General features: G+C 75.2%; 22 protein-coding genes and 2 tRNA genes. 18 read left to right on the top strand and 6 right to left on the bottom strand.

Going from position 1 to position 23,088, the window contains the following annotated elements; genetic code table 11:
• Nucleotides 1-45 precede the first annotated feature (45 nt).
• From MHY85_RS03760 to MHY85_RS03785, 6 genes are all read left to right on the top strand, one after another.
• A complete protein-coding gene (locus MHY85_RS03760) occupies nt 46-867 on the top strand; it encodes a methyltransferase domain-containing protein (protein WP_239193293.1) in 822 nt (273 codons plus the stop codon).
• Nucleotides 868-881: 14 nt separating this feature from the next.
• A complete protein-coding gene (locus tag MHY85_RS03765; RefSeq protein WP_239193295.1) occupies nt 882-1,664 on the top strand; it encodes a fumarylacetoacetate hydrolase family protein in 783 nt (260 codons plus the stop codon).
• 51 nt (nt 1,665-1,715) lie between these two features.
• Nucleotides 1,716-3,221, top strand: a complete 1,506-nt coding sequence (gene gltX / locus MHY85_RS03770) for a glutamate--tRNA ligase (RefSeq protein WP_239193297.1) — start codon at nt 1,716-1,718, stop codon at nt 3,219-3,221.
• Complete coding sequence (locus tag MHY85_RS03775) at nt 3,218-3,961, top strand: HAD family hydrolase (protein WP_239193299.1); 744 nt, start codon at nt 3,218-3,220, stop codon at nt 3,959-3,961. The genes gltX and MHY85_RS03775 overlap by 4 nt, the downstream gene beginning before the upstream one ends.
• 185 nt (nt 3,962-4,146) lie before the next feature.
• A tRNA-Gln gene (locus tag MHY85_RS03780) sits at nt 4,147-4,218 on the top strand.
• 102 nt (nt 4,219-4,320) lie between these two features.
• Nucleotides 4,321-4,393, top strand: a tRNA-Glu gene (locus tag MHY85_RS03785).
• Between the two features lie 330 nt (nt 4,394-4,723).
• Here the strand turns inward: MHY85_RS03785 and MHY85_RS03790 are convergent.
• Entirely contained in the window at nt 4,724-5,443 is a 720-nt protein-coding gene (locus tag MHY85_RS03790) for an IclR family transcriptional regulator (protein ID WP_154728344.1), read from the bottom strand.
• 96 nt (nt 5,444-5,539) lie between these two features.
• Here MHY85_RS03790 and leuC point away from each other — a divergent pair, with 96 nt between their 5' ends.
• The 8 genes from leuC to MHY85_RS03830 all read left to right on the top strand — a co-directional run bounded on the left by leuC (nt 5,540) and on the right by MHY85_RS03830 (nt 14,589).
• Entirely contained in the window at nt 5,540-6,991 is a 1,452-nt protein-coding gene (leuC, locus tag MHY85_RS03795; RefSeq protein WP_239193304.1) for a 3-isopropylmalate dehydratase large subunit, read from the top strand.
• A 45-nt stretch (nt 6,992-7,036) separates the two neighbouring features.
• The gene (gene leuD / locus MHY85_RS03800; RefSeq protein ID WP_158374509.1) at nt 7,037-7,702 is read left to right on the top strand and encodes a 3-isopropylmalate dehydratase small subunit; all 666 of its coding nucleotides are present in this window, start codon (nt 7,037-7,039) and stop codon (nt 7,700-7,702) included.
• 142 nt (nt 7,703-7,844) lie between these two features.
• The gene (gene murA / locus MHY85_RS03805) at nt 7,845-9,161 is read left to right on the top strand and encodes a UDP-N-acetylglucosamine 1-carboxyvinyltransferase (protein ID WP_158374507.1); all 1,317 of its coding nucleotides are present in this window, start codon (nt 7,845-7,847) and stop codon (nt 9,159-9,161) included.
• Between the two features lie 206 nt (nt 9,162-9,367).
• Nucleotides 9,368-10,711 carry an extracellular solute-binding protein gene (locus MHY85_RS03810; protein WP_239193347.1) on the top strand — a complete coding sequence of 448 codons (1,344 nt, stop codon included), beginning with the start codon at nt 9,368-9,370 and terminating at the stop codon, nt 10,709-10,711.
• The gene (locus MHY85_RS03815; protein ID WP_239193306.1) at nt 10,708-11,685 is read left to right on the top strand and encodes a carbohydrate ABC transporter permease; all 978 of its coding nucleotides are present in this window, start codon (nt 10,708-10,710) and stop codon (nt 11,683-11,685) included. Before MHY85_RS03810 ends, MHY85_RS03815 begins: the two co-directional genes overlap by 4 nt.
• Nucleotides 11,682-12,518, top strand: coding sequence for a carbohydrate ABC transporter permease (locus tag MHY85_RS03820; RefSeq protein WP_239193308.1), 837 nt, complete (start codon nt 11,682-11,684; stop codon nt 12,516-12,518). The genes MHY85_RS03815 and MHY85_RS03820 overlap by 4 nt, the downstream gene beginning before the upstream one ends.
• 5 nt (nt 12,519-12,523) lie before the next feature.
• Nucleotides 12,524-13,585, top strand: a complete 1,062-nt coding sequence (locus MHY85_RS03825) for a glycoside hydrolase family 43 protein (RefSeq protein WP_239193310.1) — start codon at nt 12,524-12,526, stop codon at nt 13,583-13,585.
• Complete coding sequence (locus MHY85_RS03830; RefSeq protein ID WP_239193312.1) at nt 13,582-14,589, top strand: LacI family DNA-binding transcriptional regulator; 1,008 nt, start codon at nt 13,582-13,584, stop codon at nt 14,587-14,589. The genes MHY85_RS03825 and MHY85_RS03830 overlap by 4 nt, the downstream gene beginning before the upstream one ends.
• A 56-nt stretch (nt 14,590-14,645) precedes the next feature.
• Here the strand turns inward: MHY85_RS03830 and MHY85_RS03835 are convergent, their stop codons facing one another.
• Genes MHY85_RS03835 through MHY85_RS03845 form a run of 3 tightly spaced genes read right to left on the bottom strand, consistent with a single transcriptional unit; the run spans nt 14,646 to nt 16,761 of the window.
• Nucleotides 14,646-15,461 (bottom strand): GAF and ANTAR domain-containing protein, encoded by an 816-nt coding sequence (locus tag MHY85_RS03835; protein WP_239193314.1) that lies wholly within the window; start codon nt 15,459-15,461, stop codon nt 14,646-14,648.
• Nucleotides 15,461-15,646 carry a hypothetical protein gene (locus MHY85_RS03840; RefSeq protein WP_239193316.1) on the bottom strand — a complete coding sequence of 62 codons (186 nt, stop codon included), beginning with the start codon at nt 15,644-15,646 and terminating at the stop codon, nt 15,461-15,463. Before MHY85_RS03840 ends, MHY85_RS03835 begins: the two co-directional genes overlap by 1 nt.
• Before the next feature lie 23 nt (nt 15,647-15,669).
• A complete protein-coding gene (locus MHY85_RS03845; RefSeq protein WP_239193318.1) occupies nt 15,670-16,761 on the bottom strand; it encodes an ANTAR domain-containing protein in 1,092 nt (363 codons plus the stop codon).
• A gap of 236 nt (nt 16,762-16,997) precedes the next feature.
• On the opposite strand from MHY85_RS03845, the gene MHY85_RS03850 reads away from it, so the two are divergent.
• Together MHY85_RS03850 and MHY85_RS03855 are read left to right on the top strand one after the other, a co-directional pair.
• Nucleotides 16,998-17,726 (top strand): 1-acyl-sn-glycerol-3-phosphate acyltransferase, encoded by a 729-nt coding sequence (locus MHY85_RS03850; protein WP_239193320.1) that lies wholly within the window; start codon nt 16,998-17,000, stop codon nt 17,724-17,726.
• Nucleotides 17,723-18,724 carry an NAD(P)H-dependent glycerol-3-phosphate dehydrogenase gene (locus MHY85_RS03855; RefSeq protein ID WP_239193322.1) on the top strand — a complete coding sequence of 334 codons (1,002 nt, stop codon included), beginning with the start codon at nt 17,723-17,725 and terminating at the stop codon, nt 18,722-18,724. Before MHY85_RS03850 ends, MHY85_RS03855 begins: the two co-directional genes overlap by 4 nt.
• On the opposite strand, the gene MHY85_RS03860 is transcribed toward MHY85_RS03855, so the two are convergent.
• Entirely contained in the window at nt 18,721-19,887 is a 1,167-nt protein-coding gene (locus MHY85_RS03860; RefSeq protein ID WP_239193324.1) for a PLP-dependent transferase, read from the bottom strand. The genes MHY85_RS03855 and MHY85_RS03860 overlap by 4 nt on opposite strands.
• Nucleotides 19,888-19,957: 70 nt before the next feature.
• Between MHY85_RS03860 and MHY85_RS03865 the strand changes: the two genes are divergently transcribed.
• Nucleotides 19,958-21,112 carry a D-alanine--D-alanine ligase family protein gene (locus MHY85_RS03865; RefSeq protein ID WP_239193326.1) on the top strand — a complete coding sequence of 385 codons (1,155 nt, stop codon included), beginning with the start codon at nt 19,958-19,960 and terminating at the stop codon, nt 21,110-21,112.
• Between the two features lie 33 nt (nt 21,113-21,145).
• Here MHY85_RS03865 and MHY85_RS03870 read toward each other — a convergent pair whose 3' ends face one another.
• Nucleotides 21,146-21,766 carry a DUF3515 family protein gene (locus tag MHY85_RS03870; protein WP_239193328.1) on the bottom strand — a complete coding sequence of 207 codons (621 nt, stop codon included), beginning with the start codon at nt 21,764-21,766 and terminating at the stop codon, nt 21,146-21,148.
• A gap of 175 nt (nt 21,767-21,941) precedes the next feature.
• Between MHY85_RS03870 and MHY85_RS03875 the strand changes: the two genes are divergently transcribed.
• Nucleotides 21,942-22,955 carry a thiamine-phosphate kinase gene (locus MHY85_RS03875; RefSeq protein WP_239193330.1) on the top strand — a complete coding sequence of 338 codons (1,014 nt, stop codon included), beginning with the start codon at nt 21,942-21,944 and terminating at the stop codon, nt 22,953-22,955.
• Nucleotides 22,956-23,088 lie beyond the last annotated feature (133 nt).

The raw sequence follows: 23,088 nt of genomic DNA on the forward strand, positions 1-23,088 counted from the left end.
ACCGCCCACTGGAACGCGGTCCGGTGACCGGGCTACCGTCAGCGGGTGACCGACACGCACCAGGCCGACGTCTACACCCACGGCCACCACGACAGCGTGCTGCGCTCCCACCGGTGGCGCACCGCGGAGAACTCGGCGGCCTACCTGCTGCCGGCCCTGCAGCCCGGGCAGTCCCTGCTGGACGTGGGTTGCGGCCCCGGCACGGTGACCGTCGACCTCGCGTCCCGGGTCGCGCCCGGCGCCGTCGTGGGCCTCGACCGCTCGGAGCGGGTGCTCGACCTCGCCCGCGAGGAGGCGGAGCGCGCCGGCGCGGCCAACGTCACCTTCCAGGTCGGCGACGCCTACGCGCTGCCGTTCCCGGACGACTCCTTCGACGTCGTGCACGCCCACCAGGTGCTGCAGCACCTGACCGACCCGGTCGCCGCCCTGCGCGAGCTGCGCCGCGTCGCCCGGCCCGGCGGCGTCGTCGCCGTGCGGGACGCCGACTACGCCGGCATGACCTGGTTCCCCGCGTCGCCCGTCCTGGACGAGTGGTCCGCGCTCTACCACGAGGTCACCCAGGCCAACGGTGCCGAGGCCGACGCGGGCCGCCGGCTGCACTCCTGGGCGCTCGCGGCCGGGTTCGACCCCGACGCGCTCGTCGCCACGGCCGGGGTGTGGAGCTACGCCTCGGACGAGGACCGCACCTGGTGGGCCGACCTGTGGGCCGAGCGGTGCGTCGCGTCCGACTTCGCCCGGCAGGCCGTCGAGCACGGGCTGGCCGACGAGGTCGGGCTGGAGCAGCTCGCCGCCGGCTGGCGCGAGTGGAGCACCCACCCGGACGGCTGGTTCGCCGTGCTGCACGGCGAGGTGCTGGCGCGCGTCTGACCTAGGGTGGGGCCGTGCGCATCGCCAGGTTCACCACCGGAGACGACCCCCGCTACGCCCTCGTCGAGGGGGAGCCGGGTCAGGAGCAGCTCGTCGTCATCAGCGGCGACCCGATCTACACCCCGGTGCAGCCCACCGGCGAGCGCATCCCGCTCGGCGACGGCGTCCGGCTGCTCGCCCCCGTGATCCCGCGGTCCAAGGTCATCGGGGTCGGCCGGAACTACGTCGACCACGCGGCCGAGATGGGCAACGAGGTCCCGGCGTCGCCGCTGCTGTTCCTCAAGCCCAACACCGCCGTCGTCGGCCCGGACGACCCGATCGTGCTGCCCGACTGGACCGAGGAGGTCTCCTACGAGGCCGAGCTCGCCGTCGTCATCGGCAAGGTCACCAAGGACGTCGCCCCCGAGCACGCCCTGAGCAAGGTGTTCGGCTACACCGTCGCCAACGACGTCACCGCCCGCGACATCCAGCGGGCCGACGCCCAGTGGACCCGCGCCAAGGGCTTCGACTCGTCCTGCCCGATCGGCCCGTGGGTCGTGCCGGGGCTGGACGTCGAGGACCTGGCCGTGCGGTCCCGGGTCAACGGCGAGGCCAAGCAGGACGGCCGGACGTCGCAGATGGTGTTCGACGTCGCGTACCTGATCTCGTACATCTCCGAGGTGTTCACGCTGCTGCCCGGCGACATCATCCTCACCGGCACCCCGGCCGGTGTCGGCCTGCTGCAGGAGCGGGACGTCGTCGAGGTCGAGGTCGAGGAGATCGGCACGTTGCGCAACCCGGTGCTGCGCCGGAGCTGACGCCCCGGGGCGCGGCGGGCCGCCCCCGCCGCGCTCGCTAGGGTGGAGCGCGTGAGTGCTGCTGCCCCCGCGACGCCCGTGCGCGTCCGCTTCTGCCCGTCCCCGACCGGTACCCCGCACGTCGGCCTGATCCGCACCGCCCTGTTCAACTGGGCGTACGCGCGGCACGTCGGCGGCACGTTCGTGTTCCGGATCGAGGACACCGACCCGGCGCGCGACTCCGAGGAGTCGTACCAGCAGCTGCTCGACGCGCTGCGCTGGCTCGGCCTGGACTGGGACGAGGGCGTCGAGGTCGGCGGCCCGCACGAGCCGTACCGGCAGTCGCAGCGGATGGACCTGTACGCCGACGTCGCGCGCCGGCTGGTCGACGGCGGCTACGCCTACGAGTCGTTCACCACGCCCGAGGAGGTCGAGGCCCGGCACCGCGCCGCCGGCCGCGACCCCAAGCTGGGGTACGACGGCTACGACCGCGACCTCACCGACGAGCAGAAGGCCGCCTACCGCGCCGAGGGCCGCGAGCCCGTGCTGCGGCTGCGCATGCCGGACGAGGACGTCACCTTCACCGACCTGGTGCGCGGCGACGTCACGTTCAAGGCGGGCTCCGTGCCCGACTACGTGATCGTGCGCGGCAACGGCCACCCGCTGTACACGCTGGTCAACCCGATCGACGACGCCCTCATGGGCATCACGCACGTGCTGCGCGGCGAGGACCTGCTGTCCTCCACCCCGCGCCAGGTCGTGCTGTACCGCGCGCTGCTCGAGCTCGGCGTCGCCACCGTCATGCCCCAGTTCGGCCACCTGCCGTACGTCATGGGCGAGGGCAACAAGAAGCTCTCCAAGCGCGACCCCGAGTCGAACCTGTTCCTGCACCGGGAGCGCGGCTTCACCCCCGAGGGCCTGCTGAACTACCTGGCGCTGCTCGGCTGGTCGATCGGCCCGGACCGGGACATCTTCTCGGTCGCCGAGCTGGTGGAGGCGTTCGACGTCGCCGACGTCAACCCGAACCCGGCGCGGTTCGACCTGAAGAAGGCCGAGGCGATCAACGCCGAGCACATCCGGCTGCTCGGCGCCGACGACTTCCGCGACCGCCTGGTGCCCTACCTGCACCGCGCCGGCCTCGTGCCCGCCGACTCCTACGCCGACCTGTCGCCCGAGCACCGCGCGCTGCTCGACGCCGGGGCGCCGCTGATCCAGACCCGCGTCACCCTCCTCGGCGAGGCGGTCGGGATGCTCGGGTTCCTGTTCACGGCCGACGACGCGCTCGTGGTGGAGGAGGACGCGCGCGGCGCGCTCAAGGACACCGCCGCCCAGGTGCTCGACGCGGCCACCGAGGCGCTGGCGGCGCTGCCAGCGGACGGGTTCACCACCGAGGCCGTCCAGGAGGCGCTGCAGGCCGCGCTCGTGGACGGGCTCGGCATCAAGCCGCGGTTCGCGTTCACGCCGCTGCGCGTGGCCGTGTCCGGGCGTCGAGTCTCCCCGCCGCTGTTCGAGTCGCTGGAGATCCTGGGCCGGGAGTCGACCCTGGCCCGGATCGCGGCGCTGCGCGCGGCGCTGTGACGGCCGCGGGGGAGCGCGCCGTCGACGGGGTGCTGTTCGACGTCGACGACACGCTCGTCGACACGCACGGCGCGTTCGCGCGGGCGCTGGCGGCCGTGTCCCGGGAGTGGCTGCCGGGGCTGGACCCCGCGCGCGACACCGAGGTGCTCGACCACTGGCGGGCGGACGCGCACGGCCGGTACCGCCGGTACACCCGCGGTGAGGTGTCGTACCGCGAGCAGCGGATGGGGCGGGCCAACGACCTGCACGCGGCCTTCGGCGGCCCGGTGCTGGACGACGACGCCTACGACCGGTGGAACGCCCTGTTCGAGGACCGGTTCACCGGCTCGTGGGCCGCGCACGACGACGCCGCCGGCGTGGTGCGCCGGCTGCTCGACGCGGGGATCAAGGTCGGCGCGCTGACCAACGCGGCGACCGAGTACCAGGTGCGCAAGCTGACGCGCGCCGGCCTCGCCGAGGACGTGCCGCTGCTGGTGGGCGTCGACACGCTCGGCTTCGGCAAGCCCGACCCGCGGGTGTTCGCGGAGGCCTGCCGCCGGCTGGGCACCGAGCCGGGGCGGACGGCGTACGTCGGGGACGAGCTCGACGTCGACGCGCGCGCCGCGGTGGCGGCCGGGCTGCGCGGCGTCTGGCTCGCGCGGCCGCACCTCGGGGCGAAGCACGCGAACGCCACCGAGGCGCTGCCGACCGACGTCGTGATCGCGTCGCTGGACGAGCTGCCCGGGGTGCTCGGGCTCTGACCGCGCCGCTCGCGACCCGTGTGACGCGGGTCGCGAGCGGCCGGTTTGGAGCACGCCCGTTCCTCCGGTAGTGTTTCCGGTCGGCACGGCGTCCACGACACCGGTCCTCCAACCCGCTCCCTCAGGCGCCCCGCGCGCCGGTCGGCGCTGGCCGCGAGACTCGGAAGAATGTCCGGAAGTGCCATTGGGGTATGGTGTAATTGGCAGCACGAGTGATTCTGGTTCACTTAGTCTAGGTTCGAGTCCTGGTACCCCAGCAAGGTTTCGCAGAACGGCCCGCAAAGGCCGATTTGAAGAGGCCGAGCAGGATGCAGTACAGTAAGACCCGGTCAAGCCGCCCCGGCGGTGAGATCGACTAGGCCCCCATCGTCTAGTGGCCTAGGACGCCGCCCTCTCACGGCGGTAACAGGGGTTCGAATCCCCTTGGGGGTACATCAGGAAAGGCCGGTCGCCAGCAGGCGGCCGGCCTTTCTGCTGCCCGGGGGAGGCGTGGGCTGGGCGCGCGGCGCGGCGCGGCGCGGGTGCGCGGCGCGGGTGCGCGGCGCGCGAGGTCGGCGCTTCCGGCCGCCCGAGGGGTGGCGCAACCGCCGACCTCGGGCGCAACTGCCGACCTCGGGCGCAACTGCCGACCTCGGCTGCGCGCGGTCGCTCCGACCGCCTCGGCCCGGGAGGCGACCTCGGTCCTGCGGGACGGCCTGGATGCGGCGAGGCCGCCACCCCCGGGAGGGCGGCGGCCTCGCGCAGCGGGTCGGCGGGTCGGGGTCACTCCGCCGTGCGGCGGAGGACCTCCGTCAGGCGGTTCGCCGCCGACACGACCGCGGCGGCGTGCAGCCGCCCCGGCTGGCGCGACAGCCGCTCCACGGGACCCGAGATCGACACGGCCGCGACGACCCGCCCCGACTGCCCGCGCACCGGCGCCGAGACCGAGGCCACGCCGACCTCGCGCTCGGACACGGACTGCGCCCAGCCGCGGCGGCGGACGCCGGACAGGATCGTCGCGGTGAACTTGGCGCCCTGCAGGCCGCGGTGCAGCCGGTCGGGCTCCTCCCACGCGAGCAGGATCTGCGCCGCCGACCCGGCCGCCATCGTGAGCGTCGCGCCCACGGGGATCGAGTCGCGCAGGCCGATCGGCCGCTCGGCGGCGGCCACGCAGATGCGCTGGTCGCCCTGGCGGCGGTAGAGCTGGGCGCTCTCGCCCGTGTGGTCGCGCAGCGCCGCGAGCACGGGGCCGGCGGCGGCGAGCAGCCGGTCCTCGCCCGCGGCGCTCGCCAGCTCCGTCAGGCGCGGACCCAGGACGAACCGGCCCTGCATGTCGCGCCCCACCAGGCGGTGGTGCTCGAGCGCGACGGCCAGGCGGTGGGCCGTCGGGCGGGCAAGATGGGTGGCGTTGACCAGCTGCGCGAGGGTGGCGGGTCCGGCCTCGAGGGCGTTGAGGACCGAGGCGGCCTTGTCCAGCACGCCGACTCCGCTAGAGTTGTCCATAGGTCGATATTGCCGTCTCGCACACTGAGACGCAAGTCGGCACCGAGAAGGACCTGGTCGGCCCCCACCGACCGAAGGACGAGAGGACGCCCGAACATGGCCGGCACACTGGCGGAGAAGGTGTGGGAGAACCACATCGTGCGGCGCGGCGCCGACGGCGCGCCCGACCTGCTCTACATCGACCTGCACCTCGTCCACGAGGTCACCAGCCCGCAGGCGTTCGAGGGCCTGCGGCTCGCCGGCCGGAAGGTCCGCCGCCCCGACCTCACGCTCGCGACCGAGGACCACAACACCCCGACGCTCGACATCGACCTGCCGATCGCCGACGCGACGTCGCGCACGCAGATCGACACCCTGCGGAACAACGCGAAGGAGTTCGGCGTCCGGCTGCACTCCCTCGGCGACGCGGACCAGGGCATCGTGCACCAGGTCGGCCCGCAGCTCGGCCTGACGATGCCGGGCCTGACGGTCGTCTGCGGCGACTCGCACACGTCCACCCACGGCGCGTTCGGCGCGCTGGCGTTCGGCATCGGCACGTCCGAGGTCGAGCACGTGCTGGCCACGCAGACCCTGCCGCTCGCGCCGTTCAAGACGATGGCGATCACGGTCAACGGCACCCTGCCCATCGGCGCCACGGCGAAGGACATCATCCTGGCCGTCATCGCGCGGATCGGCACCGGCGGCGGCCAGGGCTACGTCCTGGAGTACCGCGGCGAGGCCATCCGGTCCCTGTCGATGGAGGGCCGCATGACCATCTGCAACATGTCGATCGAGGCGGGCGCGCGCGCCGGCATGATCGCCCCCGACCAGACGACCTTCGACTACCTGAAGGGCCGCCCGCACGCTCCCGAGGGCGCCGACTGGGACGCCGCGGTCGCGTACTGGGAGACGCTGCGCAGCGACGACGACGCGACGTTCGACGCCGAGGTGGTCCTGGAGGCCGCGGACCTCGAGCCGTTCGTCACCTGGGGCACCAACCCCGGCCAGGGCCTGCCGCTGTCGGGCACCGTGCCGGTGCCCGAGGAGATCGCCGACGCCAACGAGCGGGTCGCCGCCGAGCGCGCGATCGAGTACATGGGCCTGACGCCCGGCCAGCCGCTGCGCGAGATCGCCGTCGACACGGTGTTCATCGGCTCCTGCACCAACGGCCGGATCGAGGACCTGCGGGCCGCCGCCAAGCTGATGCAGGGCCAGAAGAAGGCCGACACCCTGCGCGTCCTCGTCGTGCCGTCGTCCGCCCGCGTGCGGCTGCAGGCCGAGGCTGAGGGTCTGGACAAGATCTTCCTCGACTTCGGGGCCGAGTGGCGCAACGCCGGCTGCTCGATGTGCCTGGGCATGAACCCGGACCAGCTCGCGCCGGGGGAGCGCTCGGCGTCGACGTCGAACCGCAACTTCGAGGGCCGGCAGGGCAAGGGCGGACGCACGCACCTGGTCTCCCCGCTGGTCGCCGCCGCCACGGCCATCCGGGGCACCCTGTCCTCCGTCTCCGACCTGGGCCCGGACGTCGCCGTCCCGGACGGCTCGCCGCTGGACCTCCAGCCGGCCTGAGCCGCCGTCGCCCCGACCCCCTCGACACCAGGAACGAGAGCCCTCATGGAGAAGTTCACCCAGCACACCGGCGTCGGCGTCCCGCTGCGCCGCAGCAACGTCGACACCGACCAGATCATCCCGGCCGTCTACCTCAAGCGCGTGACCCGCACGGGCTTCGAGGACGCGCTGTTCGCGGCGTGGCGGAACGACCCGTCGTTCGTCCTCAACCAGGACGCCTACCGCACCGGCTCGGTCCTCGTGGCCGGCCCGGACTTCGGCACCGGCTCGTCCCGCGAGCACGCCGTGTGGGCGCTCAAGGACTACGGCTTCAAGGTCGTCCTGGCCTCGCGGTTCGCCGACATCTTCCGCGGCAACTCCGGCAAGCAGGGCCTGGTCGCGGCCCAGCTGGCGCAGGAGGACGTCGAGCTCATCTGGAAGGTCCTCGAGACCGCGCCCGGCACCGAGGTGACCGTCGACCTCGGGACGAAGACCGTCACCTGCGACGACGTCGTGGTGCCGTTCCAGATCGACGACTACACCCGCTGGCGCCTCATGGAGGGCCTGGACGACATCGGCCTGACCCTGCAGCACGAGGACGAGATCACCGCGTTCGAGGCCACCCGCGACGCCTGGCGCCCGAAGACCCTGCCGGCCAAGCACCTGCCGCCCGTGGAGATCAAGGCCGCCCGCCCGGTCGAGCTGAGCCTGGGGCGCCGCCCCGGCCTCTGAGCCGTCGACCACCGGGACCGCGCCCGGGCCGCGCAGCGTCCTGCGCGGCCCGGGCGTCCCGTTTGTGGAGGTTTGGCGCGCGCTGTGCGGCCCGCACGGCGCGCGTGCGTGACCCGCCCGGCGCGTGCGCCACCATGGGGGGATGACCGATCTGCTCTACGTCCACGGCGGGACGCCCCTGACGGGCGAGATCACCGTCCGGGGTGCCAAGAACTTCGTCTCGAAGGCGATGGTGGCGTCCCTGCTGGGCGAGACCCCCAGCGAGCTGCGCAACGTGCCGCAGATCCGCGACGTCGGCGTCGTCACCGGCCTGCTCGAGCTGCACGGCGTGCGGGTGTCGGCCGACGCGGAGGGCGGCGTCCTGCGCCTCGACCCGACCGACGTCGAGTCCGCGCACGTGGCCGACATCGACGCGCACGCCGGGTCCAGCCGCATCCCGATCCTGTTCTGCGGCCCGCTGCTGCACCGGCTGGGCGAGGCGTTCATCCCCGACCTGGGCGGCTGCCGGATCGGCGACCGGCCGATCAACTACCACCTGGACATCCTGCGGCAGTTCGGCGCGGTGGTGGACAAGCGCGAGAACGGCATCCACATCCGCGCGCCCCGCCGGCTGCGCGGGACCAAGATCACCCTGCCGTACCCGAGCGTCGGGGCGACCGAGCAGCTGCTGCTCACCGCCGTGCGGGCCGAGGGCGTCACCGAGCTCACCAACGCGGCGATCGAGCCCGAGATCATGGACCTGATCAACGTCCTGCAGAAGATGGGCGCGATCATCTCCGTCGACACCGACCGGGTCATCCGGATCGAGGGCGTCGACCGGCTGGTGGGCTTCCGGCACACCGCCCTGTCCGACCGCATCGAGGCGGCCTCCTGGGCGTCCGCCGCGCTGGCCACCGGCGGCGACGTGTACGTCCGCGGGGCCACCCAGCCGGAGATGACCGCGTTCCTCAACACCTTCCGCAAGGTGGGCGGCGAGTTCGCCATCGACGACGAGGGCATCCGGTTCTACCACCCGGGCGGCGACCTGAAGTCGATCGTGCTGGAGACCGACGTCCACCCCGGGTTCATGACCGACTGGCAGCAGCCGCTCGTGGTCGCGCTGACCCAGGCCAAGGGCCTGTCGATCGTGCACGAGACGGTCTACGAGAACCGGTTCGGCTTCACCGACGCGCTGCGCGGCATGGGCGCGACGATCCAGGTCTACCAGGAGTGCCTCGGCGGGCGGCCGTGCCGGTTCGGCCAGCGGAACTTCTCGCACTCGGCGGTGATCTCCGGCCCGACCCCGCTGACCGCGGCGGACATCGAGGTCCCGGACCTGCGCGGCGGGTTCAGCCACCTGATCGCGGCGCTGACCGCGCAGGGCACGTCCGCCGTGCGGGGGATCAGCCTGATCGACCGGGGCTACGAGAACTTCACCGCGAAGCTGGAGGCGCTCGGCGCGAAGTTCGACCGCGACTGAGGACCGCCGCGCACGCGGCCCACGACGCCCGCCCGGCCCCTGCGGCCGGGCGGGCGTCGTCGTCCCCAGGCCCGCGAAGTGGGGGTTTACAACGGAGGAACGGCTTCGCTAGACAGGTCCCGCGGTTATCCGTTGTAAACGGCCGGGTGGCGATCTCAGCCGCCGCCCACCTGGCACCGATGGCGAAGGAGCCACCCGTGAGCCAGATGCCCCGTACCCCCGCACGCCCGCTGCCGGGACGCCCCGGCCCGACCCGCCGCGGGTTCCTCGCCGGACTCGGCGCCCTCGGCCTCGGCACGGCCGTCGCCGCCTGCTCCGGCGCGAGCCCGTCCACGTCCGGCGCGAGCGGCGGCTCCGGGGGGTCCGGCGCGGTCGAGCTGTCGTTCTGGAACGGCTTCACCGGGGGCGACGGCCCCGTCATGCAGGACCTGGTCGACCGGTTCAACGCCGAGCACGAGGGCGTCGCCGTGAAGATGACCACGATGGAGTGGGCCGACTTCCACGCCAAGCTGCCCGCCGCCCTCACCTCGGGCCAGGGCCCGCACATCGCGATCCAGCACCTCGACTCGCTGCCGACGTCGGCCGCCCGGGGCCTGCTGCTGCCGCTGGACGACCTGGCCGACGACCTGGACCTCACCGCCGACGACTTCATCCGACCCGTGTGGGACGCGGGGATCTTCGCCGGGTCGCGGTACGGCATCCCGCTGGACGTGCACCCGCTGGGCTTCTTCTTCAACACCGCGGTCATGGCCGACGCCGGGCTCGACCCGGCCGACCCGCCGATGGACCGCGCGTCCTACGAGGCGGCCCTCGACGCGCTGCTGGACAGCGGGGTCGCCGGGCACTGGATGAGCCCGCACACGTTCACCGGCGGGCAGACCCTGCAGTCGCTGATCTGGCAGTTCGGGGGCGACCTGCTCGACGCGGACGGCGCCACCGCCGCCTGGGCGCAGGACGAGGGCGTCGAGGCGCTGTCCTGGATGGTCGACGCGGTGCACCGGGGCTGGAGCGCGCGCGACGTGGGCCAGGACGCCGACATCATCGCCCTGCAGAACGGGCAGGCCGCGTTCAACTGGAACGGCATCTGGTCGGTGAACACCCTGGACGAGATCAGCGGCCTGGAGTGGGGCGTCCGCCGGCTGCCGCGGATCGGGTCGGTCGACGCGGCGTGGGCCGGGTCGCACAACTTCGTCCTGACCAAGCAGCGCGGCACCACCGACGACCAGCTCGAGGCCGCCCGGACGTTCGTGAACTGGGTGTCCCAGCAGTCCGCGGCCTGGGCCGTGGGCGGGCAGGTCCCCGCCCGCCGGTCGGCGCGCGAGTCGGCGGAGTTCACCGCGCTGGCCCCGCAGGCGGCGATCGCGGAGCAGGCCGACGACCTGCGGTTCCCGCCGTCGATCCCCGGCATCGGCGACGCGATCGGCGAGCTGTACACCGCGCTGAACGAGGCGGTGCTGCTGGTGAAGGAGCCCCGCGAGGCGCTCGCCGACGCCGCGGCGCGCGCCGACCAGGTGCTCGCCGAGAACCGCGACCGCTACGGCGCCGCGTGAGCGCGGCGGTCGCCGCGCCGCGCCGGCCGCTCCGGCGCGGCGCGTGGTGGACGCCGTACGCGTTCCTCGCGCCGTTCCTGCTGATCTTCGGCACCTTCGTCGCGTTCCCCGCCGTCCGCGGGGTGTGGATGTCCCTGCACGACTGGGACTACCTCATGCCGAGCCGGCCGTTCGTGGGCCTGGACAACTACGCCGCCCTGTTCGACTCGACCAGCGTGGTGTTCCAGCGGTTCTGGGACGGCATGGCGGCGACCGGGACGTTCGTGGTCGCGTCGGTGCCGCTCCTGCTGACCGTGCCGCTGCTGCTCGCGATGGCCCTGAACCGGCGGTTCCCGGGGCGGACCCTGCTGCGGGCGGTCGTGTTCCTGCCGTACGTCCTCGGCGTGGCGGTGGTGGGCGTGCTGTTCCGGTTCGTCCTCGACCCGAACCTCGGCGTGCTCAACCACCTGCTGCAGCTCACCCGGCTCGACCGGGTGCTGCACGCGCTCGGCGCCGGCGACCCGGTCCCGTGGCTGACGGCGCAGCCGTGGGCCTGGGTGTCGCTGGTCGGGGTGACGATCTGGTGGACCCTCGGGTTCAACATGATCATCTACCTGGCGGGGCTGCAGGACGTGCCCGCCGAGCTGTACGACGCCGCCGAGGTGGACGGCGCGTCCGCCCGGCAGCGGTTCCGGCACGTGACCCTGCCCGGCCTGCGGCCGGTGCTGGCCTTCGTGCTCACCATGACCGTGCTCGCGTCGGCCAACATGTTCGGGCAGGCGGACCTCATGACCAGCGGCGGCCCCGGGACGTCGACCCGGACGGCGCTCATGGTGATCCTGGACACCGGTCTCGGGCAGTACAAGATGGGCTCGGCCGCCGCGATGGGCTACCTGCTGTCGATCGGGCTCGGCGTCGTGTCGATCGTCAGCTTCGTCGCCCTGCGGGAGCGGGACGGCCGCCGCCGGCCCCGCCGGGTGCGGAGGGCGTCGTGAGGGCCCGCCGCGGCCTCGGCGCCGCCGCGACCGGGGCGCTGGTGCTCGTCCTGGTGGTGACCTTCGTCGGGCCGCTGCTGTGGATGGGCCTGACCTCGGTGAAGTCGTACGGGGAGGCGACCGCCTCGCCGCCCACGCTGTGGCCGCAGGAGATCGACCTGTCGGCGTACGACCGGCTGCTCAGCCTCGACGGGCCGTACCCGGTGCTGCGCTGGTTCCTCAACTCCCTGCTGGCCGGCACGCTGCACACCCTCCTCGTGCTCGTGGTGGCCTCCACGGCGGCGTTCGCCCTGGCGCGGATGCGGTTCCGCGGGCGCGGGCTGATCTTCGGCGTGATCGTCTCGACGCTGTTCCTGCCGGCGTTCGTGTTCCTCATGCCGAACTACCTGACGATCGACCAGCTCGGCTGGATCGACTCGATCTGGGCCCTGGTGGTCCCCGGCGCCGCGGGGGCGTTCGGGGTGTTCTTCCTCCGGCAGTTCTTCGTCGGGCTGCCCGTCGAGCTGGAGGAGGCGGCCGCGCTCGACGGGGCGAACCAGTGGCGGGTGTTCACCCGGGTCGTGCTGCCGAACACCCGGCCCGCGCTCGCGACGCTCGCCGTGCTCGCGTTCCTCGGCAACTGGAACGACTACATCTGGCCGGTGTACGTGCTGTTCAGTCCCGAGCGGCTCACCCTGCCCGCCGGGCTGAAGCTGCTGCAGGGCGCCTACGTGACCGACTTCCCGTCGATCATGGCCGGGGCGGTGGTGGCCTCGGTGCCGGTCATCGTGCTGTTCGTGCTGACGCAGCGGTTCATCATCGAGGGCGTCGCGCGCAGCGGGCTGAAGGGGTGAGCGGCGTGCGACGCGGACCCGCCCGCGGACAGGGGCCGGTCGGGGCGCTGGCGGTGCTGGCCGTCGTGGCGGTCCTCGCCGGCTGCGGCCCCGGCGCAGGCCCACCCGACCCCGGCACCGACCCCGCGACGACCCAGGACCCCGAGGAGCGCGACGTGGCCTTCACCAACCCCGTGCACGACGGCAACCTGCCCGACCCGTTCGTGCTGCGCGCGCAGGACGCCTGGTACGCCTACGGCACCCAGGGCCGGCTCGGCACGCTGCCGGTGCTGCGCTCCGACGACCTCGTGCACTGGGAGGTGGTCGGCGACGGGATGCCGGTGCTCGCGCCGTGGACCGGCGCCGGCCGGCACTGGGCGCCCGAGGTGGTCGAGCTGCAGGGCCGGTACGTGGCGTACTACACGGCGATGGAGCGGACGACGCAGCGGCAGTGCCTCGGCGTCGCGGTCGCGGACCACCCGGCGGGCCCGTTCGTCGACGAGGCCGACGCGCCGTTCGTCTGCGAGCACGACGAGGGCGGGTCGATCGACGCCTCCCCGTTCGTGGACGCCGACGGCACGCCGTACCTGCTCTGGAAGAACGACGGCAACCACGTCGGCGTGCGGTCGTGGATCCGGGTGCAGCAGCTCGCCCCGGACGGTCTCGCCCTGGTCGGCGACGGACCGGTCGACCTCATCACGCACGACCAGCCGTGGGAGGGCCACCTGGTCGAGGGCCCGACGGTCGTCCTGCGCGACGGCCGGTACCACCTGCTGTACTCGGCGAACGACTACGGGTCGGCCGACTACGGCGTCGGCTGGGCCGTCGCCGACGCGCTCACCGGCCCGTGGGCCAAGCCGCTCGACGAGCCGCTGATGCGGTCCTCGCCCGAGGCCGCCGGCCCGGGGCACGGCTGCGTGGTCACGGCCGACGACGGGGCGACCTGGTACGTGCACCACGCGTGGCCGCCGGACGCCGTCGGCGCCGCGTACCCCGGGCGCCAGATGTGGCTCACGCCGCTGGACTGGGGCCCGGACGGCGTGCCGCTGCTGGCCGGACCGGCGGCGACCGTGGACCGGCTGCCGTGACGGTGACGCTCCGGGACGTCGCCGCGGTGGCGGGCGTGTCGTTCAAGACGGTGTCGAACGTCGTCAACGAGCACCCGAACGTCACCGCGGCGACCCGGTCCCGGGTCCTCGCGGCGATCGAGCAGCTCGGCTACCGGCCGAACGCCACGGCGCGCAGCCTGCGGCACGGCCGGTCCGGCATCCTCGCGCTGGCCGTGCCCGAGCTCACCTCGCCGTACTTCGCCGCGCTCGCCTCCGCGGCGGGCCGGGCGGCGAAGGAGCACGGCCGGGTGCTGGTGATCGAGGAGACCCGCGGCGACGTCGAGGGGGAGCGGGTCGCGCTCGTCGACCTGACCTCGCGCCTGGTGGACGGCGTCATCCTGTCGCCGCTCGTCACCCCGCACGAGACGGTGGTCCGGCGGATCGGCCGGACGCCGCTGGTCATGCTCGGCGAGCACCGGTACGACGTGGGGGCCGACCACGTCGCGATGGACAGCGTGCGGGCGGCCCGGGAGCTCACCGAGCACCTGCTCGCCACCGGGCGGCGGCGGATCGCCGTGCTCGGGCGCCAGGAGGCCGGCAGCACCGGCGGGGAGCGGTGGCGCGGGCACCGCGAGGCGCTCGCGGCCGCCGGCCTCGAGCCCGACGAGGCCCTCGTGCCGCGGGTGGGCGCGTACCGCCGGGCCGACGGCGTGCGGGCGGTGCGGGAGCTGCTCGCCGCGGGCGTGGGGTTCGACGCGGTGCTCTGCTTCAACGACCTGCTGGCCCTCGGCGCGTGGCACGCCCTGCGCACCGCGGACCTCGCCGTCCCGGGCGACGTCGCGGTCGCCGGGTTCGACGACATCGAGGAGTCCCGGTACGCCGGGCTGACGACCGTCGCCCCGGACCTCGGCGTGCTCGCGCGGGAGGCGGTGCGGCTGCTCGTGCGCCGGGTGGAGGACCCGGGCGCGGGCCCCGTGCAGGTGGAGGTGCCGTTCCGGGTCGCCGTGCGGCCCAGCACGGTCGGCGGGCCGCCCGCGCCCTGACCTCGGGTCGCGGCCGCGCGCCGGGCCCCGGGCGTGGGCGGGGCGGGAGGCCGGGATCAGCCCCGCGGCCGCTCGCGGAACTCGTGCGGGCTGTGCGGCGCCGCGCCCGAGACGGACGCGACGATCGAGGCCGCGAGGTCGCGCATCTTCTGGTTGCGGGTCTGGGAGGCGCGGCGCAGGATCGCGAACGCCTCCTCCGGGCCGCAGCGGTTCTGCGCCATGACGACGCCGAGCGCCTGGTCGATGACCGTGCGCGACGCCATCGCCAGCCGGAGGTCCTCGTTGACCCGGCTCTTCTCCTGCAGGACCGAGGCGACCACCACGGCCCGCGCGGCGTCCTCGGCGAACCGCCCGACGTCGGCCAGCACGTCCTCCGGGAAGCCGCCCGCCTCCGTGGCGTAGAGGTTGATCGCGAGCTCGATGCGCTCGCCGTCGGACCGGGCGGCGGGCAGCGCCGCCGCCGAGCGGAACCCGGCGTCGACGGTGGCCTCGTGCCAGGCGCGCCACCGCTCCCACCGCGCGTCGACGCCGTCCACGTCCGCCAGGACGATGCGGCGCTGCGTGCGCGAGGCGTCGATGCAGGGCCCGGCCCCGGCCTGCTGCTCGGCGCGGTCGCAGTGGGCGGACCGCTCGTCGGTGGCGGCCGCCACGGCCGACGTGGCACCGATCCGCACGGTGATCGCCGCCGAGCACCCGTCGCCCGCCCGGGCCGCCGCGCGCACCGCGACGGCCTCGAGGAGGTGCTCCACCGGCACCGCCGAGACGAGCAGGTCGTGCAGGTCGCCCAGCGCCCCGGCCCGCCAGTCCGGCGGTGTGGCGGCCGGCTCACCCACCGGCGGCAGGTCCAGACCGCGCACCGGGTCGGCGGACATCAGCGGTCTCCCGCCGGAGCGTGACCCTCCGGCTCCTGGTCGCCCTGCGCCGCGGCGTCGCCGGAACCCGAGTAGCCGGCCTCCGGGCCGTCGCCCTCGGAGCCGGGCGTGCTCTGCTCCGCGACGTCGTCGGGGTCGCCGCCGGGCAGCACCCCGTCGGGGCGGGCGGACGGGTCCTGGGTCATGCGGTCCTCCTCGGTCGGGTGGCTCACATGCTCGCGCCGGTGACATCCTCCCGCATCTCGGCGCGCCCGGACAGGGGAGCGACGACCCGCAGCTGCACGCCCGCGTGCTCGGCGCGCCGCCGCAGCCGGGCGATGTGCAGCGCCGCGACCGGCCCCAGCCGCTGCAGCCCGGAGGCGTCCAGCACGAGCGTGCCGCGCGGCGGCACCGCGCGCAGCGCCTCCGTGAGACCGGCGACCAGCGCTGGCGCGGTGCCCGCGTCGACCTCCCCGGCCAGCTGAGCCACGACGGCGCGCCCCTCGACGGTGTGCCGGACGACCAGCGTCGCCGGCAGCGTGCGCCCGCCGGCGGGCGCCGGCCGGGTCGCGCCGTCCAGGCCGGCCACCTCGGCACCGCCCGTCACGTCCGCCAGCCCGGCGAGCGCCGCGTCGAGCACGTCGCGCGGGTCGCGGTCCGCCTCCCGGCCCGGCAGCGACTCGAGCAGGCGCTCCGCCACGGAGCGGACCTTCACGTTCAGGTGCTCCGAGTGCCAGCGGAGGAAGTCGAACGCCGCGCCGCCGTCCAGGCCGTAGGCGAGCATCGCCGCCCCCTTGGCCTGGTCGATGACCTCGCGCGAGGCGATGGCCGCGGCCAGCATGTCGTCCGCGCGACGCGCCGCGGTCGCGCTGATCTCCGCGCCGAGGTCGACCAGCAGGCCCAGGCGCTCCGGCGTCCGCCCGTCCGGGGCGACGGGGGGACCGGCGGGCCGCCCGCCGTGGTCGGCGTCGCCGTCCGCGGAGCGGTGCGCGTGCCGCGCGTCGACCCCCGGGGCGAGGACGGCCAGCACGGAGCGCTCCGCTCCGCCCGCGTCGAGCAGGCGGTACCGGACGCTGCTGCCGTCGCCGCCGGCGACCGGGGCCGCGCGGAGGACCGCCTCCAGCGCGGGCCGGTCCTCGCGGTGGCAGTGGGCGAGCATCAGCGCCGTGGAGGGCACCACGTCGCCGGGCTCGAAACCGTGCAGGCGGTAGACGGGCTCGGACCAGGCGAGCGCGTCGCCGTCGCCGAGCACGTGGAACGTCCCGGGGGCGGTCGGGTTCGGCTGTGCCGGGCCGGACGCGGGACGAGAGGTCAGGGACATTGGTGCTCCGAAGCCGAGGCCCCGACGTCGTCAGTGCACGTCAGGCCGGTTTCTCGCGCGGCTCGCTTCGTCCCAACGATGCGCGGTGGTCCGCCCGGGGTCGGCCGGGGGAACAGGGTCCGATAGTGCCAAATCCGAGCGCTCGACGCACACCGGCTCCGCCGCCGGGGCGGCGCACCGGACCCCTCGGCCCGCCCTCCGCCCGCCCACGGCCCGCCCGGGTAGCATCGGCTCCCGTGCATCCCCCCCGCGCCAACCGGTCCTACCGCAACGTCGCCCGCGTCCTGCGCCCCGTGCTGTACGCGATCACGCGCCGGGACTGGCGGGGGGCCGAGCACCTGCCGGTCGGCACCGGCTTCATCGCCGCCGGGAACCACATGACGAACGTCGACCCGGTGACCTTCGCGCACTACCTGTACGACCACGGCGTCGCGCCGAAGATCCTGGCCAAGTCGTCGCTGTTCACCGTGCCGGTCCTCGGCTGGGTGCTGCGCACCACGGGGCAGATCCCGGTCTACCGGAACACGTCGAAGGCGGGCGACTCCCTGCGCGCCGCGGAGCAGGCGCTCGCCGAGGGCGAGTGCGTCGCGGTGTTCCCCGAGGGCACCCTCACCCGCGACCCCGACCTGTGGCCGATGGTGGCCAAGACCGGCGTCGCGCGGCTCGCGCTCACCTCGCGCGCCCCCGTCGTCCCGATCGCCCAGTGGGGGGCCCAGGACCTGCTCGGGCGGTACAAGAAGCTGTTCAAGCCGTTCCCGCCCAAGCGGATCGCCGTCGTCGCCGGCCCGCCCGTCGACCTGTCGGACCTCTACGACCGCCCGCTGGACGCCGCGACGCTGCGCGAGGCGACCGCCCGCGTGATGGCCGCGATCACCGCCCTGCTCGCCGACATCCGGGACGAGGCACCGCCCGCCCAGCCCTACGACGCGCGGCGCCCGGGCGGCGCGACGACGGACCCGGCGTGACCCGCGCCGCCGTCCTCGGGGCCGGCGCCTGGGGCACGACGTTCGCCGCCGTCCTCGCCGACGCCGGCTGCGAGGTCACCGTCTGGGGCCGGGACGCGGCCGTGTGCGAGGCGATCAGCCGCGACCACCGCAACGAGCGCTACCTGCCGGGGATCGACCTGCCCGCGCGCGTGACGGGGGAGGCCGACCCGGCCGCGGCCGTCGCCGGGGCGGACGTCGTCGCGGTCGCCGTGCCGTCCCAGTCGGCACGCGCCGTCCTCACCCCGCTCGCCGACGCGCTCGCGCCCGGCGCCGTCGCCGTGTCGCTGATGAAGGGCGTCGAGCTCGCCACCGACCGCCGGATGAGCGAGGTCATGGGGGAGGCGCTGCGGCTGCCCGTCGAGCGGCTGGCCGTGCTGTCCGGGCCGAACCTGGCCTCCGAGATCGCCGCGCGGCAGCCCACCGCGACCGTCGTGGCCTCGGCAGACGCCGGCACCGCCGAGCGCGTCGCCGCCGCGTGCGCGTCGGCGTACTTCCGGCCGTACACCAACGACGACGTCGTCGGCGTCGAGCTGTGCGGCGCGGTGAAGAACGTCATCGCCCTGGCGGTCGGCATCTCCCAGGGCCGCGGGCTCGGCTACAACACGATGGCCACCGTCATCACGCGCGGCCTCGTGGAGATCACCCGGCTGGGCCTCGCGCTGGGCGCGAAGGCCGAGACCTTCCCGGGGCTGGCCGGCATGGGCGACCTCATGGCGACCTGCGCCTCGCCCGACTCGCGGAACCACCGGCTCGGCCTGGCCGTCGGCCGCGGGCTGTCGCTGGACGAGGCCGTCGCGGCGACCGGCGGCACGGCCGAGGGCGTGAAGTCCTCCCGGTCCGTCCTCGACCTGGCCGAGCGGGTCGGCGTCGAGATGCCGATCACCGCCGCCGTCGTCCAGGTGCTGCACGAGGGGATGCCGGTCGACGCCCTGGCGCCGCTGCTGCTCGGGCGGCCCCGCAAGGCCGAGGGCGTCTAGCCGCGCAGCGCGCGGTCGAGGTCCCGCCAGAGGTCCTCGACGTCCTCGATGCCGACGCTCAGCCGCAGCAGGTCCTCCGGGACCGTCGGCGACTCGGTGGCGAACCGGCGGCGGCGCTCGATGCTCGACTCCACCCCGCCCAGGCTCGTCGCCGGCACCCACAGCCGCAGCGCCGCCACGACCGCGTCGGCGCCGGCCGCCCCGCCCGCCGGGCGCAGGCCGATGATCGAGCCGTAGCCGGCCATCTGCGCGGTCGCGCGCGCGTGACCGGGGTCGCCGGGGAGGCCGGGGTGCCGCACCTCGACCACACCGGGGTGCGCCGCGAGCCGCTGGGCCAGGTCGAGCGCGGTGCGCTGCGAGCGCTCCACGCGCAGGGCCAGCGTGCGGATGCCGCGCAGGGCCAGGTACACCTCGAACGGGCCCGCGATCGCGCCGTGCACCGTGCGGTAGCCGTGCAGCGCCTCCCGCAGCGCCGCGTCGTCGGTCAGCACCGCACCCAGCACGACGTCGCTGTGCCCGGCCAGGTACTTCGTCACCGAGTGCACGACCACGTCCGCGCCGTGCTCCAGCGGGCGCTGCACCAGCGGCGTCGCGAACGTGTTGTCCACCGCCACCAGGGCGCCCGCGGCGTGGCCCGCGGCGACCAGCGCCGGGAGGTCCGCCACCTCGAGCATCGGGTTGGTCGGCGACTCGACCCACAGCAGCGACGTCGCGCGTCCCGTCGGCGAGGCGGCCGGGTCGAGCGCCGCGACCACGGCGTCCGTGTCCGCGATGTCGACCTGCTGCACCTCCACGTCCGAGCGCTCCGCCAGGTCGCGGGCGTAGCCCAGCGTCACCTGGTACGCGTGCCGGGGGAGGACCAGCCGGCCGCCGTGCGGGACCAGCGACAGCGCGGCGGCGATCGCCGCCATCCCCGAGCCCAGCACCAGCGCCGGGTGCACCGAGCCCTCGAGCGCGCCGAGCGTCGCCTCGAACGGGCCCCAGGTCTCCGTGTCGCCGCGGGCGTACATCATCTCGCCCGGCTGCGGAACGCCCTGCGACACGTACGTCGAGGACAGCACCACCGGCGGGTTCACGGGCGCGCCCTGCGCGCGGGCGGGGCGGCCCGCCGTCACGGCCAGGGTATCGCGGGACAGGTCGGCGTCGTGCGCGTGCTCGGTCACGGGCCGCAGGCTACGCGCACGCGCGCGGCGTCGACGGTCCCGTCCCACCCAGCGGCTAGGCTGCCGGGCGATGTCCAGCCTCCCTGAGCCCGCGTCCGGGCCCGCCGCGTCCGCCGCCAGCCGCCCCCGGGTGCTCGTGCTGTTCGGGGGGCGCTCCAGCGAGCACGCCATCTCCTGCGCCACCGCCGGGGCCGTGCTCCGCGCGATCGACCGGGAGCGCTACGACGTCCTGCCCATCGGCATCACCCCGCAGGGGCGCTGGGTGCGCGTCGCCGACGACCCCGACCGGTGGGCCATCGTCGACGGCCGGCTGCCCGAGGTGGAGGCTCTCCCCGAGCAGGTCCTGCTCCCGCAGGAGGTCGGCTCCCGCGAGCTGCAGGTCATCGAGCCCGGCTCGCCCGCCGTCGACCTCGGCGCCGTCGACGTCGTCCTGCCGCTGCTGCACGGCCCGTTCGGCGAGGACGGGACGCTCCAGGGCATGCTCGAGCTCGCCGACGTCCGGTACGTCGGCGCCGGCGTGCTGGCCTCCGCCGTCGGCATGGACAAGCACTTCATGAAGGTCGTCCTCGCGGGCGCCGGGCTGCCCGTCGGGCCGTTCGTCACCCTGCGCGGCGACGACCTCGCCACCGACCGGGACGGCGTCCGCGCCCGGATCGAGGCGCTCGGGCTGCCGCTGTTCGTCAAGCCGGCCCGCGCCGGGTCCAGCATCGGCATCACCCGCGTGGTCGACCCCGCCGACCTGCCCGCCGCCGTCGCCGCCGCCCAGGAGCACGACCCCAAGGTCGTCGTCGAGGCCGGCATCGTCGGGCGCGAGATCGAGTGCGCCGTCCTCGGCGGCCGCGGCGGCGCGCGCCCCCGGGCGTCCCTGCCGGGGGAGATCGTCGTCACCGACGCGACCCACGGCTTCTACGACTTCGAGGCCAAGTACCTCGACGAGGCCGCCGTGCAGCTGTCCTGCCCCGCCGACCTGCCCGAGGACGTCATCGCCCGCGTGCAGGACGTCGCCGTGCGGACCTTCGAGGCGGTGGACGGCGAGGGGCTCGGACGCGTCGACGTGTTCGTCACGCCCGGCGGCGAGGTGATCGTCAACGAGATCAACACCATGCCCGGGTTCACGCCGTTCTCGATGTACCCGCGGATGTGGCAGCAGAGCGGGCTGTCCTACGCCGACCTGCTCGACGAGCTGCTGCAGCTCGCGCTCGAGCGGCCGACCGGGCTGCGCTGAGGCGTTCGCGGGGGCCGGGGGCGTCCGCGGGCGTCAGAGGCAGGCGCGGGTCGCCTCGACCTGGGCGATCGCGGGGCTGAGGGCGTCCAGGAACGACGTCGACCGTTCCGCCACCACCGCCGCCGGGACGTGCACCTCCACGGCCGGGTCGCGGCCGTACGTCACGAAGGTCCAGTCCGACGACCCCGGATCGAGCAGGGCGTCGGGGCCCGCGGTGGGGTCGGCGTCCGGGTCGGCCGTCGCGTCGGGGTCGTCCTCGGTGCCGTCGGAGCCGTTGGAGCCCGAGCCGGTGTCCGCGGGCTCCGCGTCGGCCCGGACCAGCCAGTCGATGCTGGTCCCGCTCGCCGTCTCCATCGTCACGCACTGCTCGGTCGTCGGGCCGGGCACCGCCACGCCGCAGCGCAGCGTCACCGGGTCGGTCGGGTCGCCCCACGCCCACGTGGCCTGGCTCGTCGTCCGCAGCTCGTCCAGCCCGTCGCCCAGCGACTCGGGCAGCGCCAGCACCACCCGCGCGCACGCCGGGTCCGCCGCGTCCGGCGCCACCGCGACCCCGACGGTCGACGCGCACCCCGCGAGCAGCGGCACACCGGCGAGCGCCAGCGCGGCCGTCCCTGCGGCGGTGCGGGCGGGACGTCGGCGGGGGGAGCGGCTCACCGGGCCACGGTAACCCGACCCGAGCGGCGTGCCGGAACCGGCGGGGGGAGGGGCGCGTGGCCGGATGCGGCGTGCGGCCGGGGTGCGGCGTACGGCCCGCGCGCTGCGTGCGGCCCGAGCGTGACGGGCGGACGGGCTCCGCCTTCTCCGGGTGCCGGGCGCTACCGTGGCGGGCGTGACCGACCGCGCCGCGCCCGACCTCCCCGACGCCGCCGGACCCACGGTGGCCGACCTGTCGGAGGACGGGCTGCTCGCCCGGATCTTCCCGCACCTGCCCGCCGGCGACCGCACCCTGCTCGGGCCGGGCGACGACGCCGCCGTCCTCGCCGCGCCGGACGGCCGGTTCGTGGTCTCGACGGACGTCCTCGTCGAGGGGCGGCACTTCCGGCGCGCCTGGTCCACCGGCGAGGACGTGGGCTGGCGCGCCGCCATGCAGAACCTCGCCGACGTCGCCGCCATGGGCGCCCGGCCCACCGCGATCGTCGTCTCGCTCGTGGTGCCCGCGGACCTGCCCGTCACCTGGGTCGAGGGGCTGGCCCGTGGGCTCGGCGCGGCGTGCTCGACCGTCGGGGCCGGCGTCGTCGGCGGCGACCTGTCCGGGGGTGACCTCGTGGTCGTCGCGGTCACCGTGCACGGCGACCTCGGCGGCGCCGCGCCCGTGCTGCGGTCGGGCGCCCGCCCCGGGGACGTGGTCGCGCTCGCGGGGACCGTCGGCCGCTCCGCTGCGGGGCTCGCGCTGCTCGACGCGGGCTGCCCGGACGTCGACCCCGCCGTGGTCGCCGTGCACCGGCGCCCGCAGCCGCCCCTCGCCGCCGGGCCGGCCGCCGCCGTCGGCGGAGCCACGGCGATGCTCGACGTGTCCGACGGGCTGCTGCGCGACGGCGCGCGCCTGGCGGCCGCCAGCGGCGTCGTGATCGACCTGGGCGACCCCGCGGACGTGCTCGCCGACGACCTCGCCGCCGTCGCCGGCGCGGCCGCCGCCGTCGCTGCGGAGCCGGTCGCCTGGGTGCTCGGGGGAGGCGAGGACCACGGGCTGCTCGCGACGTTCCCTGCGGGTGTTGTGCTGCCCGCGGGGTTCCGTCAGGTCGGCGTGGTGCGCGAGCCCGGCGTGGACCGGGAGGCGGGCACGGTGCTCGTGGGCGGCGCGCGGTCGGGAGTCCGCAGCGGCTGGGAGCACTTCCGGGGCTAGTCGTCCGCGCCCGCGACCTCGTCGGGTTGCGACCTGCCCGGCCGCCGGTTCCGGGATCGAGGGGTGCTGCCCTGGGGGTTTGCCCCCAGGGGGCCCGGAGGTTGTCGTCGTTCCGCCGCCCGCGGCTGGGCGC

Source organism: Cellulomonas sp. ACRRI, from assembly GCF_022346185.1.
GTDB lineage: Bacteria > Actinomycetota > Actinomycetes > Actinomycetales > Cellulomonadaceae > Cellulomonas.

Coding starts and splice junctions, on each gene's coding strand:
- MHY85_RS03835 (WP_239193314.1), bottom strand. CDS start 15,461: ATGTCCGCCGACCCGGTGCGCGGTCTGGACCTGCCGCCGGTGGGTGAG.
- MHY85_RS03840 (WP_239193316.1), bottom strand. CDS start 15,646: ATGACCCAGGACCCGTCCGCCCGCCCCGACGGGGTGCTGCCCGGCGGC.
- MHY85_RS03810 (WP_239193347.1), top strand. CDS start 9,368: ATGCCCCGTACCCCCGCACGCCCGCTGCCGGGACGCCCCGGCCCGACC.
- leuC (WP_239193304.1), top strand. CDS start 5,540: ATGGCCGGCACACTGGCGGAGAAGGTGTGGGAGAACCACATCGTGCGG.
- MHY85_RS03790 (WP_154728344.1), bottom strand. CDS start 5,443: ATGGACAACTCTAGCGGAGTCGGCGTGCTGGACAAGGCCGCCTCGGTC.
- MHY85_RS03865 (WP_239193326.1), top strand. CDS start 19,958: ATGTCCAGCCTCCCTGAGCCCGCGTCCGGGCCCGCCGCGTCCGCCGCC.
- MHY85_RS03845 (WP_239193318.1), bottom strand. CDS start 16,761: ATGTCCCTGACCTCTCGTCCCGCGTCCGGCCCGGCACAGCCGAACCCG.
- leuD (WP_158374509.1), top strand. CDS start 7,037: ATGGAGAAGTTCACCCAGCACACCGGCGTCGGCGTCCCGCTGCGCCGC.
- murA (WP_158374507.1), top strand. CDS start 7,845: ATGACCGATCTGCTCTACGTCCACGGCGGGACGCCCCTGACGGGCGAG.